This window comes from Gordonia sp. p3-SID1431 (genome assembly GCF_025143765.1).
GTDB lineage: Bacteria > Actinomycetota > Actinomycetes > Mycobacteriales > Mycobacteriaceae > Gordonia > Gordonia hongkongensis.
This window is the reverse complement of record NZ_JAMBDT010000011.1, coordinates 20,267-34,527: the sequence shown is the minus strand read 5'-3', so window position 1 is coordinate 34,527 and position 14,261 is coordinate 20,267. Positions and strand designations below refer to the sequence as shown.

12 protein-coding genes are annotated in these 14,261 nt (G+C 68.1%); 6 read left to right on the top strand and 6 right to left on the bottom strand.

Going from position 1 to position 14,261, the window contains the following annotated elements; genetic code table 11:
* Nucleotides 1-133 precede the first annotated feature (133 nt).
* The 3 genes from pstC to pstB are packed head-to-tail and all read left to right on the top strand — an operon-like array spanning nt 134 to nt 2,886.
* Nucleotides 134-1,162 carry a phosphate ABC transporter permease subunit PstC gene (gene pstC / locus M4D77_RS04900; protein WP_065629737.1) on the top strand — a complete coding sequence of 343 codons (1,029 nt, stop codon included), beginning with the start codon at nt 134-136 and terminating at the stop codon, nt 1,160-1,162.
* 2 nt (nt 1,163-1,164) lie between these two features.
* The gene (pstA, locus tag M4D77_RS04895; protein WP_259935664.1) at nt 1,165-2,064 is read left to right on the top strand and encodes a phosphate ABC transporter permease PstA; all 900 of its coding nucleotides are present in this window, start codon (nt 1,165-1,167) and stop codon (nt 2,062-2,064) included.
* Between the two features lie 45 nt (nt 2,065-2,109).
* A complete protein-coding gene (pstB, locus tag M4D77_RS04890) occupies nt 2,110-2,886 on the top strand; it encodes a phosphate ABC transporter ATP-binding protein PstB (protein WP_004022008.1) in 777 nt (258 codons plus the stop codon).
* A gap of 77 nt (nt 2,887-2,963) precedes the next feature.
* Here the strand turns inward: pstB and M4D77_RS04885 are convergent, their stop codons facing one another.
* From M4D77_RS04885 to M4D77_RS04860, 6 genes are all read right to left on the bottom strand, one after another.
* On the bottom strand, nt 2,964-3,113 hold the full coding sequence (locus M4D77_RS04885; protein WP_259935663.1) for a hypothetical protein: 150 nt from the start codon (nt 3,111-3,113) through the stop codon (nt 2,964-2,966).
* 165 nt (nt 3,114-3,278) lie between these two features.
* The gene (gene phoU / locus M4D77_RS04880) at nt 3,279-3,941 is read right to left on the bottom strand and encodes a phosphate signaling complex protein PhoU (protein ID WP_058253532.1); all 663 of its coding nucleotides are present in this window, start codon (nt 3,939-3,941) and stop codon (nt 3,279-3,281) included.
* Nucleotides 3,942-4,048: 107 nt separating this feature from the next.
* Nucleotides 4,049-6,301 (bottom strand): LCP family protein, encoded by a 2,253-nt coding sequence (locus tag M4D77_RS04875; RefSeq protein ID WP_259935662.1) that lies wholly within the window; start codon nt 6,299-6,301, stop codon nt 4,049-4,051.
* 176 nt (nt 6,302-6,477) lie between these two features.
* Nucleotides 6,478-7,644, bottom strand: coding sequence for a tRNA dihydrouridine synthase DusB (gene dusB / locus M4D77_RS04870; protein ID WP_259935677.1), 1,167 nt, complete (start codon nt 7,642-7,644; stop codon nt 6,478-6,480).
* Between the two features lie 59 nt (nt 7,645-7,703).
* Nucleotides 7,704-8,696 carry an acyl-ACP desaturase gene (locus M4D77_RS04865; protein ID WP_058253529.1) on the bottom strand — a complete coding sequence of 331 codons (993 nt, stop codon included), beginning with the start codon at nt 8,694-8,696 and terminating at the stop codon, nt 7,704-7,706.
* Between the two features lie 347 nt (nt 8,697-9,043).
* On the bottom strand, nt 9,044-9,595 hold the full coding sequence (locus M4D77_RS04860) for a nuclear transport factor 2 family protein (protein WP_078113633.1): 552 nt from the start codon (nt 9,593-9,595) through the stop codon (nt 9,044-9,046).
* Between the two features lie 105 nt (nt 9,596-9,700).
* Between M4D77_RS04860 and M4D77_RS04855 the strand changes: the two genes are divergently transcribed.
* The 3 genes from M4D77_RS04855 to M4D77_RS04845 all read left to right on the top strand — a co-directional run bounded on the left by M4D77_RS04855 (nt 9,701) and on the right by M4D77_RS04845 (nt 13,974).
* Nucleotides 9,701-11,605 carry a serine/threonine-protein kinase gene (locus M4D77_RS04855; RefSeq protein WP_259935661.1) on the top strand — a complete coding sequence of 635 codons (1,905 nt, stop codon included), beginning with the start codon at nt 9,701-9,703 and terminating at the stop codon, nt 11,603-11,605.
* Entirely contained in the window at nt 11,605-12,441 is an 837-nt protein-coding gene (locus M4D77_RS04850; RefSeq protein ID WP_259935660.1) for a fibronectin type III domain-containing protein, read from the top strand. The genes M4D77_RS04855 and M4D77_RS04850 overlap by 1 nt, the downstream gene beginning before the upstream one ends.
* 132 nt (nt 12,442-12,573) lie before the next feature.
* Nucleotides 12,574-13,974, top strand: a complete 1,401-nt coding sequence (locus tag M4D77_RS04845; protein ID WP_068970116.1) for a wax ester/triacylglycerol synthase family O-acyltransferase — start codon at nt 12,574-12,576, stop codon at nt 13,972-13,974.
* Nucleotides 13,975-14,261 lie beyond the last annotated feature (287 nt).

Genomic DNA, 14,261 nt, shown 5'->3' with positions numbered 1-14,261 from the left:
CTCAGATCGCGTGCGCGGGGCCGCCTCGGTTGCGGCCCCGCGGATGTGGTTGACACACTGACACGACATTTCGCGTGTCCACGAGACGGCGGGAAGTGACTCAATGACCAGAGCCGAATCACAAGAAGGACGCATGACCTCGCTGAGCAAAGAGGGTGGCACGACTCCGCCGGACACCGGCGAGTTCCGCCCCACCGGGTCATCGCCCGACCAGCCCGAATCCTCGCTTCATTCGGCCGCGCATCACCGCGTCGCCGACCGGGTGTTCCGCACCCTGGCCGTCGGCTCGGGTTTCGTGGTCTCGATCGTCATCGGGCTCATCGCACTCTTCCTTCTGGCGCAGGCGATCCCGTCGCTGGCGAAGAACGAGGAGAACTTCTTCACCTACACCGGCCAGTGGATCACCAGCGGTGATCAGCTCGCCTTCGGAATCCCGCAGCTCTTCTACGCGACAGTCGTGGTGTCGGTCATCGCGCTGCTGATCGCCATGCCGGTCGCGCTCGGTATCTCGATCTTCCTGACCGAATACGCGCCGAAGCGGTTCGTCGGACCGATCACCTACACCGTCGACCTCCTCGCCGCGGTCCCCTCGATCGTGTACGGCCTCTGGGGCATCCTCGTGCTCGGCCCGGCGCTGGTGCCGGTCAACGAGTGGCTCGTCGGCAATCTCGGCTTCCTGCCGTTCTTCCAGGAACCCACTCAGGTCGCCAACATGAGCACCGGCGGAACGCTCCTGACCGCGGGCATCGTGCTCGCCGTCATGATCCTGCCGATCATCACCGCCGTGACCCGCGAGGTCTTCATGCAGACCCCGAAGGGCCACCGCGAGGCGGCACTGGCGTTGGGCGCCACCAAGTTCGAGGTCGTCAAGGTCGCCGTGCTGCCGTTCGGGTTCTCCGGCTACATCTCCGGTTCGATGCTCGGCCTGGGACGCGCGCTCGGTGAGACGATGGCGCTGCTGCTCATCATCTCGACCGTCGGCCCCATGAACTTCAACCTCATGGAGAGCGGCGAGACCTTCGCGACGAAGATCGCCAACAACGCGGCGGAGTTCGACTCCCCGGCCAAGACCGGCGCCTACATCTCGGCCGGCCTGACCCTGTTCGTCCTGACCTTCATCGTCAACGCCGCCGCCCGCGCGGTCGTCGCCGGAAAGAAGTGACCATGTCTGTGACCACGACATCTTCCGCCGCCGATCCGGTCAAGAAGCCTTCTGGCTTCACCCCGATGTCCGGGCGCCGGCGATTCACCGACGGGACCGTGCGCGTCGCCGTCATGGCCGCCCTCCTGCTGGCGCTGGTTCCCCTGCTCTGGCTGGTCTTCACGCTGGTGTCGCGCGGTATCGGCGCGATCATCGACATCGACTGGTGGACCCAGGCCGAGCGTCGCGGCGGTGCGGCCAACGCGATCATCGGCACCCTGATGCAGACCGCGCTGGCCGCGGTCATCTCCATCCCGCTCGGCATCTTCGTCGCCATCTACCTGGTGGAGTACGCGACCAAGAAGTCGCTCCTCGCGCGTGTCACCACCTTCATGGTCGACATCCTGTCGGGTGTGCCCTCGATCGTCGCCGCGCTGTTCGTCTACGCGGTCTGGCGCACCACCCTCGGATTGCCCCGCTCGGGATTCGTGGTCGCGATCGCGCTGGTGTTGCTGATGGTCCCGCTCGTGGTGCGCGCCACCGAGGAGATGCTCAAGATCGTCCCGCAGGATTTGCGCGAGGCGTCGTACGCCCTCGGCATCCCGAAGTGGAAGACCATCGTGAAGATCGTCCTGCCGACGGCGCTGTCGGGCATCGTCACGGGCGTCATGCTCGCCATCGCCCGAGTGATGGGCGAGTCGGCACCAGTGCTGATCCTCGTCGGTGCGACGCGTGCGATGAACTGGAATCCCTTCGACGGCAACCAGCAGTCGTTGCCGCTGATGATGGTGCAGCAGTACAACAACGGGCCGGGCGCCTTCGACCAGGTGTGGGGAGCGGCGCTGACGCTGGTCATCCTCGTGGCCATCGTCTACTTCGGCGCCAAGGCGGTGTCGAAACTCTTCGCCCCCAAGACCTCCTGACCTCCCACCCTTCTCGGGTCATCTTTTCCAGAACGGACCAATGCCATGGCCAAGCGCCTCGACATCAAAGACCTGAACATCTACTACGGCGACTTCCACGCGGTCAAGGACGTCACCCTCGAGGTGCCGCCCCGCTGCATCACCGCCTTCATCGGCCCTTCGGGCTGCGGTAAGTCGACCGTGCTGCGAACCCTCAACCGCATGCACGAGGTCACCCCGGGTGCCTACGCCAAGGGCAGCGTGCTGCTCGACGGCGAGGACATCTACGGCAAGACCGTGGACCCGGTGAGCGTGCGCGCGACCATCGGCATGGTGTTCCAGCGGCCGAACCCGTTCCCGACGATGTCGATCCGCGACAACGTCGTCGCCGGGCTGCGTCTGCAGGGTGTGCGGAACCGCTCACAGCTCGACGACGTCGCCGAGAAGAGCCTGCGCGGCGCCAACCTCTGGGAAGAGGTCAAGGATCGCCTCGACAAGCCGGGCGGCGGGCTGTCGGGTGGTCAGCAGCAGCGTCTGTGCATCGCCCGCGCCATCGCGGTCTCTCCCGACGTCCTGCTCATGGACGAGCCGTGTTCGGCGCTCGACCCGATCTCGACGCTGGCCATCGAGGACCTGATGGGTGAACTCAAGAAGGAGTACACCATCGTCATCGTGACCCACAACATGCAGCAGGCCGCTCGCGTCAGCGACCAGACCGCGTTCTTCAACCTCGAGGCGGTCGGCCAGCCGGGACAGCTCGTCGAGATCAACGACACCGAGACGATGTTCTCGAACCCGACGAAGAAAGAGACCGAGGACTACATCTCCGGCCGCTTCGGCTGAGCCTCCGCGCGCGAGCAGGCCCGCTCACCCGTCCGGGGGAGCGGGCCTCGTCGTGCCTGGGTCGTCGTGTCGGGGTGTCACATGTTGAGCAGCAGGACCACCAGCAGGGCGACCAGCGACGCGGTCACACCCAGGTAGGCCAGGATCTTGCGGCGGTGGGCGGCAGCCTCTGCGTCCTCGTCGGTCACCGCATTGAAATCGGGCTCGGTCGGATAGTGCTGGGCCATGTCGCCACCCTAACGACGACCTCGGCGCGTGTGAAATCTCCTCGACGTCGTTGGGGCTCAGATATTCACGGACATGAAAAAAGGCCGAGATTCAGTGTCGGAAACTGAATTCTCGGCCTCTTTCGGTGTGGTCCTCGCTCGATGATCAGCACCGAGCGAGAGAAATCACCCCACGCTCTGGAACTGCTCCGGGGTCTTGCCCGTCGCGGTGAACACCACGCGGCGCCCGATGAGTACGGCGTGGTCGGCGAACCGTTCGTAGTAGCGGCCGAGCAGGGTCACGTCCACCGCGGCGGCGACGCCGTGCTTCCACTCGCGGTCCATCAGGACGGTGAACAGGTGGCGGTGGAGGTCGTCCATGGCGTCGTCGTCTTCCTGGAGACGAAGGGCGGCCTGCGGGTCGCTGGTCACGAGGACCTCATGTGCGTTCTTGGCCAGGGTGACGGCCAGGCGGCCCATCTCGGCGAAGTAGCCGTTGACCTCCTCCGGCAGTGCCTTGGCGGGATGCCGGCGGCGGGCGACCTTGGCGACGTGGAGCGCCAGTGCACCCATCCGATCGGCGTCGGCGACGATCTGGAATCCACTCACGACTCCACGCAGGTCACCGGCGACCGGGGCCTGCAGGGCGAGGAGCGCGAAGGACTGTTCCTCCGCGCGAGCCGTCAGCCGGCTCATCCGGTCGGTGTCCCCGATGACCTCTTCGGCGATGGCGAGATCGGCCTGCAGCAGTGCCTGCGTGGCGCGCGCCATCGCGGTGCCGGCGAGCTCGCACATCTCACCCAATACCGAGGTCAGCGCCTCGAGTTGCTCTTGATAGGCGGTACGCATGGTCCCAGGATACGTGCGTGATCACTCCAGGCCGACTCCGACCGATGAACGTCCAGTGAACGTCGGGTGCAGATCCGTCCACCTGCGAGTGCACCGACACCCTGAGATCACGTGCAGGTGGTGTCGCCCGCGTTCGTGATGGCCAGGTCGTTGGGCAGATTGCCGGTGTTCTCCGCAGGTGCGAGCTGGTTCGCCGTCAGGGTCGCCCCGGAGGCCGGTACCGACTCCAGGGAGCCGCTGAAATCCGCACCGACGATGAGCTCGACACCCGACTTGACCGTGCGGTCGAGCTGGATGCTCGCGTTCGGGAACATCTCGGCCAGCGTCGCGGCGGCGTCGCGCTGTCCCGGCCCGTAGCGCACGACGGTGTCGTCCCGGTTCTCCGAGGCATCGGCGACACCCCGAACGTCGAAACCGTACGGCGTGAGCTGCTCGGACACCTCGGTGGCGAGGCCCGTCTGGCCCGTGCCGTTGAGAACCCGGACGCCGACATTGCCGGGGTTCTGGGCGGTCGCGGTCACGGGTCCGGGAGCACTGGCGTTCGAGTCGGTGCTCGGTGCGCCGGGACTCGTCGGCGCCTTCGACGACGACGGCGGCTTCTTGCGCGCCTGCTCGCCGGGGAGCGGCAGGTCGTCGATGATGGCGTCGAAGATCGCATCGATGTCGTCGGTGCGCGGGATCTCGTTGTTGGCGCCGTCGGTGGAGGTACCTGACGTCGGGATCGTCAGGAACGAGACGCGGCCGGCCTCGATGCCCTGCATCGACTCGGCCAGGTTGATCAGCGACTGGGTGTCGACGCCGTCGACGTAGCTGTATTCGATGAACGTGTTGACGATCCCGTTGAGTTTGTTGGGGTTCGACAGCACATTGCCCGACAGGCTCGACCGCAACAGGGACGACATGAAGAGTTGCTGGCGTTTGATCCGGCCGTAGTCGCCGTTGCCCTCCGTGCTGATGTTGCGGGCACGAACGTAATTCAGTGCGCGCCGGCCGGTCAGCTTCTGCTTGCCCGGCTTACGCAGGATCTGGCCGATCTCGTAGTCGTAGAGCGGGACCGTCGAGCAGACCTCGACGCCGCCGATCGCGCGGACGACCTTCTCGAAGCCGTAGAAGTCCATCCCGATGAAGTGGTTGATGTTGAGCCCGCTCATCGCGGTGATCACGCGAACGAGACACTGCGGACCGCCGTAGAAGTAGACGCTGTTGAGCTTGACGCCGGACTGGGCCGGCATCTCGGCGCCGTACTCACCGGTCTCGTTGTCCCACGCGTTGCACGCCGGCTGATCCACCTGCAGGTCGCGCGGGAACGACACCGCGACGACGCGACTGCGGTTGGCCGGGATGTTCACCAGGATGACGGTGTCCGAACGGGCGCCCTCGGCGTCGGCGGTGGTGCCGGCGCCGACCCTGGAGTTCTGGCCACCGCGGGTGTCGGTACCGACGATGAGGTAGGTCTCGTCGCCGTACTGGGCGTCCTTGTTCCGGATGTTCTGGTCGTCGGGGTCGACGGCGGTGACGTTGCGCCAGTTGCCGTTCCACGACTGCAGGTAACCCCAGACGAAGCCGGTGCCGACGAGTGCGAGCACGCACGCGATGGCGACCAGTATCCGTCCGGTCGCGGCGGTCTTGCGCAGCATCGCGCCCTGCCGGTCCTCGTGGCGCCCGGGGTGGCGACGAGGCGCCGAACGCAGGGCGAGGGGCTCGGTGAGGTCGGGTGTGCGTTCCAGCGGAGGCTGCGGGGCCGGCGGTCCGGCCGGGCCGCCGGCGACCGGCTCCTGGGCGCGGGATTCCTCGATCACCCGCTTCTCGGTCGCGCGATCGGACAGGTCGGGCGCGGCGTCGCCGACGGTGGGGATCTTCTGGGTGACGTCGTTGTCGAAACGATGGACGGTGGTCGGGCGGTCGTCGGGCGCCGGCTGCGGAGCGGCGGGGACCCGCCCGCGCGGGGCCGACGGGGGCACCGCTTGTCCGAACGGCGGGCCGGGGCGGCGGGACCGCCCGCGGGTCGACGACAGGGGCTCGGAGGTCCGCGACTCCGGACGCGGCGGTGTCGCTCGGCGGGCGCCGGACCGGCCGGAGCCGGTGGGCGGCTCTGACGGTGCCGACTCCTCCGCGTTCATCTGCTCCATGAGCTGGCGGACCGTCAGGCGTGTGCGTCCCCGGACGAACCGATCTGCCGAGCGTGGCTCGCGGAGGCTGGGGTGCGCCGGGGGAGGGGAGCCCTGGTCGGTGGAACCGGGCGCGTCCGGACCGGGGACGGGCTCGAAGTCGTCGCGGGAGCGTCCGGCGCGTCGACCACGACGAGAGCGATCGGCGTCGCCCACCTCGGGGTCGTCCGGGCCCGGTGTCCTACGACTCAATGCACGTTCCTCATGCCCCGTGGTCGTGTCGCGGAGTCACCGCGGATCGGGGCTCGACCAGTGCGGTGCGCACAGAATGGAGGTCCCGGCGGCCGGGACCTCCGCGCAATAGTACTGATCCCACCTGAGAAAGCGTCTCAGCCGGGCACCGGTTGTGACGGTTTTCGCAATCCGGTTCAACCGCCGGAGTGCATGATCTCGGCGCCTGCGGGGATCACGTCCTCGTCGGGGTCGTCGAGCCAGCCGTCCGGCAGCGCGACCTTCGCCGGCGAACCCTGCCGGCCGCGCGGGCCGTGACCGTCGGAGGGGAACGGCGCGTCGGCCGGCAGCTCGGCGAGCAGTTCACGTAGTTCGTCGACGCTGCCGACGAGTGCCATCCGCCGCCGGATCTCCGAGCCGGCCGGGAAACCGCGGAGGTACCAGGCGACGTGCTTGCGGATCTCGCGGCAACCCTTCATCTCGCCGTGGTGATCGACGAGGAGCTGGCAGTGCCGGACCATGATGTCGGCGACCTCGCCCAGGTTCGGCGGCGCCGGAGCGTCGAAACCGCCGAGTTCGGCGGCGAGTTCGGCGAACAGCCAGGGCCGGCCGAGGCAACCGCGGCCGACGACGACTCCGTCGCAGCCGGTCCGGCCCATCATCGCGACGGCATCGGCGGGTTCGAAGATGTCGCCGTTGCCGAGCACCGGCACGGTGGTGACGTGCTCCTTGAGGCGGGCGATCTCGTCCCAGTCGGCCTCACCGGAGTATCGCTGCGATGCGGTGCGCGCGTGGAGGGCGACGGCCGCGGCACCTTCTTCGGCGGCGATCCGGCCGGCGTCGAGATGGGTGCGGTGATCGTCGTCGATGCCGATCCGGAACTTGACCGTCACCGGGATGTCGGTGCCCTCGGTGGCCCGGACGGCCGCCGCGACGATCTTGCGGAACAGCGTGCGCTTGTAGGGGATCGCCGACCCCCCGCCCTTGCGGGTCACCTTGGGGACCGGGCAGCCGAAGTTCATGTCGATGTGGTCGGCGAGATTCTCGTCGACGATCATCTTCGCGGCTTGGTACGTGTACTCCGGGTCGACGGTGTAGAGCTGCATCGACTGCGGGTTCTCGTCGGGTCCGAAGGTCGTCATGTGCATCGTGACCGGGTGCCGCTCGACGAGCGCGCGCGCCGTGACCATCTCACAGACGTACAGCCCGGAGACGGTTCCGGTGCGGGCGAGCTCGAGTTCGCGGCACAGCGTCCGGAACGCGACGTTGGTGACACCGGCCATCGGGGCCAGCACGACCGGGCTGGCCAGTTCGATGGACCCGATACGTAGTCCCTTCGAGACGCTCGCAAGCTCGCTCCTCAGGGAGCTGGGAAGCGAGCCTTCGGTGGTCGAGGGCGCCGGGTGGCTGTCGATGAGGGTGCTCAGGATGCCTGCTGCTCCCGCTTCTTGGCCTCGCGGGCGAGCGAACGGTCGCGCATCTCCTCGAAGCGGATGGTGTCCTTCTCGAGCTGTTCGAGGAAGGCGGCGAGCTCCTCGCGGGTCTTCTCGCCCTCGCTGCTGAAGTCGTCGCGTTCGAAGACGTTCCACTTACGCAGGACCGGCATGACGACCTCTTCGAGGTGCTGACGCAGGTCGTAGATGCCGTGCTTGGCCATGAGCACGCCGTGGCGACGGAAGTTGGGCATACCGGCGCCGGGCATCTGGAAGTTGGTCACGATGTCGGTGACGGCGCGCAGCGTCTGGTCGGGGGAGATGTCGAAGCCCGCACCGCAGATGTTGCGGTAGAAGATCATGTGCAGGTTCTCGTCGGCCGCGATGCGCTGCAGCATCTTGTCGGCGATCGGGTCGTTGCACGCCTTGCCGGTGTTGCGGTGGCTGACGCGGGTCGCGAGTTCCTGGAAGGTCACGTACGCCACGGAATGCAGCAGACCGAGCTCGTCGGCGTGCTCCTCGAGCTCGTCCACGCGTCCGGCGGCAGCCAGCATCGGGTCGTAACCATTGGTCATGTGGATCATCCGCGCCTCTTCGAGGGCGACGGGATCGACGCCGCGGGTGACCACGAGGTAGTCGCGCATGACGATGCCGTGGCGGTTCTCCTCGGCGGTCCAGCGACCGACCCAGTGGCCCCAGGCGGAGTCCATCGAGAAGTTGTCGGCGATGACACGGTGGTACGACGGCAGGTTGTCCTCGGTGAGGAGGTTCGTGATCATCGCGGCCTTGGCGACCTCGTCGAGCTGCGACTGCTCGGGGTCGTAGTCGACGCCACCCAGGGCGGCGAAGTTACGGCCCTCGTCCCACGGCACGTAGTCGTGCGGGTTCCAGTCCTTGGCGATCTTGAGGTGGCGGTTGACGTTGTCCTCGGCAACCGGGGCCAGCTCCTTGAGTAGCTCGAGTTGCGTCAGGTCGCGTGCCATATAGATGTCCTCCGAACGGTGTCCGCGTGTGTCGTCATTGCGTGTCGTCGTCGTGCGTCGTGTCGATCGATCCGCGTGCGTGGCCGGCGGCCACGACCGTGGTTCGCGACGTCGTCGTGGAGAGGTGCGCACCCCGCCCACCGGACCGTGGTGTGTCGGGCCGGGTCCCCCGCGCCGCCCCGTCGCCACTGGTCAAAGTTCTAGCGTACGGCACGCACACCGGTGTCCCAAGTCCGTCGCCTGGGTGTCGTTCACGCCCGCGCGTCGCGTTACGCGTCCGGCCGGTGGTGTCGGTCACGTTGGTACGGGCGACGCCGGAACCGGTGTTCGCGCAGGTCGGCGGGCCCTCAACCGGAACGTGGACGCGAGGCGAACATCGCGCCCGTCGTCTCCATCCACGCCGTGGCCGGTTCGTCGATGGTGCCCAGTTCGCGTGCCTTCTCACACCAGCGCATCGCCGCGCGCCCGAACTCCATCGGGTTGTAGACGTCCTCTTCGCGACTCCACCGGCCGTCGCCGGCGTAGGTGAGGATGGTGATGTTGGTGGCGGTGATGTGTGTCGAGTCGCCCGGATCGCGCATCGGGTTGTCGACTTCGCAGATGACCCGGCCGGTCGGCGCGTCGACCACATGCCACAGCGAGGGGAACCCGGTCATGTGACTGCCGGGGAACGACGTCATCGTCCGCCAGATCCAGGTCCGGATCTCCTCGCGGCCGCGCATGGTGCCCAAGGCGTGCTCGATGTAGTCGGCGTCTTCGGTGAACAGTTCGGCATAGCGATCCCAGTCCCGGCTCACGGCGATCTCGGCGACCGTGCGCTGGAACTGTGCGAAGGCCTCGTCGAGCTCTGCCGGGGTGAATTCGGCGGTCGTCGGGGTCGGGTTCTCGGTGGTTTCCATCGCCGACGATCGTAGAGTCCGCACCGGTGTGGTCCACCGCGTTTCGCGACAATCGGTACCATTCGTCCCCAGCACAGCCACCGCACACGGATCGGTGAGGACGTCATGTACCAGGTAGGGGACCTGATCGCGGGGTACCGCGTCCTCGACGTGCTCGGACGCGGCGGCATGGGCGAGGTCTATCAGGCCGCGCATCCCCGGCTGCCGCGCGCCGACGCCCTGAAGGTGCTCCGCTCGGTCCATGCCGCGGACCCGGTCTTCCGCGCGCGGTTCGAACGTGAAGCCGACATAGTCGCGCCGCTGCACCATCCCAACATCGTGGCCGTCTACGACCGTGGTGTGTTCGACGAGTTGCTGTGGATCGCGATGGAGTACGTGCCGGGCACCGACGCGGCCCGGATGCTCGCCCGGGAGTCGCCCCTCGACCCCGGTCTCGCGTGCACGATCATCGCCGGGGCGGCGGCGGGCCTGGACGCGGCGCACCGGCGCGGCGTCATGCACCGGGACATCAAACCGGCCAACATCCTCATCACGCCGGGCTCGGACGGCGCCACCGACAGCGCCCCGGAGGCCGTCAAGCTCACCGACTTCGGCATCGCCCAGGTCCTCGACGAGGTGACCCACCTGACCGGTACCGGGATCACCATCGGGACCATGCGCTACGCCTCGCCGGAGCAGATCGAGGGGTTGCGCGTCGACGGCCGGAGCGACATCTATTCTCTCGCTGCCACTGCGTACGAACTCCTCACCGGTGCGCCGCCGTTCGATTCGCCGTCGCTGCACGGACTGATGACCGCGCACATGCATCACGAACCCCCGTCGGCGAGCGCCCGCAACCGGGCGCTGCCCGCCGGGGTCGACGCCGTGCTCGCGCGGGCGATCGCCAAGGAGCCGGGTCGTCGTCACCCGACGGCGGGGGAGTTCGCCGCCGCGCTCGCCGACGTCTTCGATTCCCGCGCAACGCTCATCGGCCCGGCGATCCGGCCCGAGCCCCCGACCGAGCCCCCGACCGAGCCCCCGGCCGGGACCCCCGCCCGGCCCGCGCCGGCCGGTCCGGAACCGAGCCCGGGGTTCCGGCACGTCGGCGCCGGCATCGCGGGGAGCACGGGATACACGCCACCGCCTGTGCAACCGGGTCCGTCGCAGATTTGGCCATCCGATGACGATGCGACGCAACCCACTTCCGTCCGCCGGCCTCGCCACCTCGCCGCGATCGCCATCGTGGCGGTGCTCGTCGCCGGGATCCTCGGCGCCGGAATCGGTTTCGCACGCATGTCGGCCACCTCCCTGGACACCCCCGATCCCCCGGACGTGGAGGTCACGACCACCGCTGTCGAACTGACCTGGAACGGCGTGGCCGGGGCCACCGACTACGTGGTCACCCAGAACGAGGACGTGATCTATTCCGGGCCCGCCACCGAGTTCACTGCGCCCCGGCCGGTGCCCGGCATGTACACGTATCAGGTCGCCGCGCATGACGGCGGCCGGGTGTCGGACTTCTCCCGGAACTCCGAACAGGTCGATGTCTTCATGACATGGGGCGAGTTGCAGCCCATCGCCGACCTGTACCACGACCTGATCCCGGCCACGCCGTTGAGCACCAACGGCTTCGACGCGATGCGCTGCTGGGGCGAGGACGGCGATCTCGCGTTCTCGTCGAGCAAACGCACCGTGTCGTGTACCCGCGACGCCGACGCCGCGACCGGCGACGACAGCGGGCGGCCGTCGGACCCGGGTGTGGCGGCGTATCAGGTGATCGTCGACACCTACGAGACCCCGGAGGAAGCGGTCGCGGCGGCGAAGGTGACCGCCCACGACCTCCGCGGCGTCGACTACACCACCGCGCAGGGGCACACCGGCACGCTGTACCTGTCGGACAAGCAGCGGGATCAGGGGCAGGCGATCCTCACCTTCGACGACGGCGACCACGCCCGGTCGGTGGTGTGGGTGGTCGTCCCGGGTGAGCCCGCCGCCGCAGCCGGCGACGTCCTGAGAAGGCTGCCGATCTGATGACTTCACCGACACCCTCGACGTCCCCCACCACGACACCGAGCTCGCGGCGCCGTTTCGAGTCGGGCCCGTGGCTGATCGGGCTGATCGTGCTCGTCGCCGCGGTGGTCGCCGTCGGCGGCTTCGTCGTGGTCCGGTCGGTGACCGCGCCCGACGCGCCGGACACCCCCGGCGGCCTGACCCTGCAGGCGCGACCGGGACGGGTGGTCGCGTCGTGGGACCCGGTGTCCGGGGCGTCGGCCTATCAGCTGCTCCGCGGCGACGGCTACGTCGTCCACCAGGGACCCGAGACCTCCGCCGAGGACGTGAGTGTGCCTGCCGGAGAACATGATTACCGGGTCATCGCGATCCGCGCGGGTGTGTACTCCGAGCCCGGGCCCGTGCAGCGGGTCCGGACGGGCGCGAGCTGGGGGGAGTTCGCGCCGCTGGTGGCGCAGTTCCCGGAGCTGCTCCCGCAGGCCCCCGACACCGCGGCGCAGTGGATGAACACCGAGTGCATCCGCCGATACTCCGGCGGTCGCGACGAGGTCGGGCCGTCGGAGACCGGAGCGGGTCAGGTGCGCACCGTGTTCGTCGTCCGATGTGCCGCGGGCTCGGTCGATCGCCCCTTCGGGGTGTTCTGGTTCGCGTCCCGAGATGCGCTGAACGCGGAGTACTCGCGTTCCTCGGAGACGTCGCGGCCGGTGCGATGGCGGCACGGGACGGGGTTGATCGACGAGAACGGACGCGGGGTCTTCAAGATCACCGACGACCCGTCGCGCGAGCTGGCCATGATCGTCGTCCTCGAAACGGATGGACAGGACATTCTGGACATGGTCGACTCGCTGCCGCTCTGAGCGGGGTTCATCTGGCATCTCGACGCCGTCACGGCTGTGCCGGAACCGACCCCGCAGGGGTCGTCGCGTGCGGCATGATGGCGTGGGGTGCCCACGGGGTCGGGTGCCCGACGTCGAGGGAAGGCGAATCCCATGCAGCGCTTGAGCGGACTGGACGCATCGTTTCTCTACCTCGAGACACGCTCGCAACTGATGCATGTGATCGGTCTGTTCGAGATCGACCCGAGCACCATGCCGGGCGGCTACCGCTTCGACAAGCTCCGCGCCGAGATGGAACGACGCATCGCTGCCATACCCGCGTTCCGGCGGAAACTCGACAACTCGTTGTTCAACATCGACCACCCGGTGTGGATCGAGGACGACGACTTCGACATCGAGCGGCACGTGCACCGGGTCGGCGTGCCGGCCCCCGGCGGCGCCGGCGAGGTCGCCGAACTGTGCGGTCACCTGGCCGGGCAGACGCTCGACCGCGGCAAGCCGCTGTGGGAGCTGTGGATCATCGAGGGTCTCGCCGACGGCCGGGTCTGCGCGATGCTGCGCATGCACCACGCCGGGACCGACGGTGTGACCGGCGCCGAGATGCTCGCCCAGATGTGCACGCTCACGCCCGAACCGCCGGATCTCGACGCCGAGAAGGTGGGGGAGTCGGCCGGCCCGTCGTCGCGCGTCGCGATGGCCGCGGGCGGCGCGGTCAACTACTTCGTGCAGCGGCCCCTCGCCATGGCCAAACTGCTCCCCCGCACGCTTGGCGTGCCCGTCGGCTGGTTCCGTCGGGCACAACAGGATTCGGCGATGCCCGCACCGTTCCGTGCCCCACGCACCCGGTTCAACGCGCCCATCACCCCGCACCGCAGCATCGCCGTCACCCAGCTCTCGCTCGACGATGTGAAGCGAGTGAAAGACCACTTCGAGGTGAAGCTCAACGACGTCGTGCTCGCGATGGTCGGCGGGGCACTGCGCACCTATCTGCTCGGTCACGACGAGCTCCCCGATCGTCCGCTGGTCGGGATGGTCCCGGTCTCGGTGCACGGCGCCGACGAGAAGGACCTCGTCGTCGAGGGCACCAACAAGGTGACCGGCATGTTCACCCTGCTGTCCTCCGACGAGCCCGACCCGGTCGCGCGGCTGCGGAAGCAGGCAGAGCTGAGCCGGACCTCGAAGGAGCACCACGCCGAGATCGACGCGAACATCCTGCGGTCCTGGGCGCAGTTCGCTCCCGGTACGACACTGTCCACCGCGATGAAGATCTACGGCGACCGCAACTGGGCGTCGGCGCATCCGCCGGTGTTCAACGTCCTGGTGTCCAACGTCGCCGGCCCGGATTTCCCGCTGTACTTCCTCGGCGCGCGCGTGACCGGCGTCTACCCGCTGGGCCCGATCATGCATGGCCTGGGACTCAACATCACGGTCTTCTCCGCCGACGGCAACCTCAACATCGGCATCGTCGGCTGTACCGATCAGACCCCGGACCCGTGGGCCATCGCGAACGCCTTCGACGACGAGATCAAGCAGCTGCTAGCCGCCTGCGACTGAGGCGAGAGAACCGCATGACCCCTGGTCACGTGTGTTCTCCGAGGAGCGGCCGGAGCTTGCGGAGGGCGCGACCACCCTGCTCGCTAACCCGAAAGAACGACATAACCATTGCTCCCTGAGGTGCGAGGAGCGCCAGCGACGAGCCACGAAGGGCCTGGTGAGACAGGTTGCGGAGCCCTTCGTGGCTCGCTTCGCTCGCACCTCAGGGAGCAGAGATGTGGACGCTCAAGAGTGTTCTGTCGTAGTCCACGACGGCCGCCTGGCCGCAGGTACTGAGGAGCGGCCGG

Excerpts from the sequence above, each read along its gene's own strand:
- M4D77_RS04860 (WP_078113633.1), bottom strand. The coding sequence starts at position 9,595 with ATGGAAACCACCGAGAACCCGACCCCGACGACCGCCGAATTCACCCCG.
- M4D77_RS04845 (WP_068970116.1), top strand. The coding sequence starts at position 12,574 with ATGCAGCGCTTGAGCGGACTGGACGCATCGTTTCTCTACCTCGAGACA.
- pstC (WP_065629737.1), top strand. The coding sequence starts at position 134 with ATGACCTCGCTGAGCAAAGAGGGTGGCACGACTCCGCCGGACACCGGC.
- pstA (WP_259935664.1), top strand. The coding sequence starts at position 1,165 with ATGTCTGTGACCACGACATCTTCCGCCGCCGATCCGGTCAAGAAGCCT.
- M4D77_RS04885 (WP_259935663.1), bottom strand. The coding sequence starts at position 3,113 with ATGGCCCAGCACTATCCGACCGAGCCCGATTTCAATGCGGTGACCGAC.
- pstB (WP_004022008.1), top strand. The coding sequence starts at position 2,110 with ATGGCCAAGCGCCTCGACATCAAAGACCTGAACATCTACTACGGCGAC.
- M4D77_RS04855 (WP_259935661.1), top strand. The coding sequence starts at position 9,701 with ATGTACCAGGTAGGGGACCTGATCGCGGGGTACCGCGTCCTCGACGTG.
- M4D77_RS04865 (WP_058253529.1), bottom strand. The coding sequence starts at position 8,696 with ATGGCACGCGACCTGACGCAACTCGAGCTACTCAAGGAGCTGGCCCCG.
- phoU (WP_058253532.1), bottom strand. The coding sequence starts at position 3,941 with ATGCGTACCGCCTATCAAGAGCAACTCGAGGCGCTGACCTCGGTATTG.
- M4D77_RS04850 (WP_259935660.1), top strand. The coding sequence starts at position 11,605 with ATGACTTCACCGACACCCTCGACGTCCCCCACCACGACACCGAGCTCG.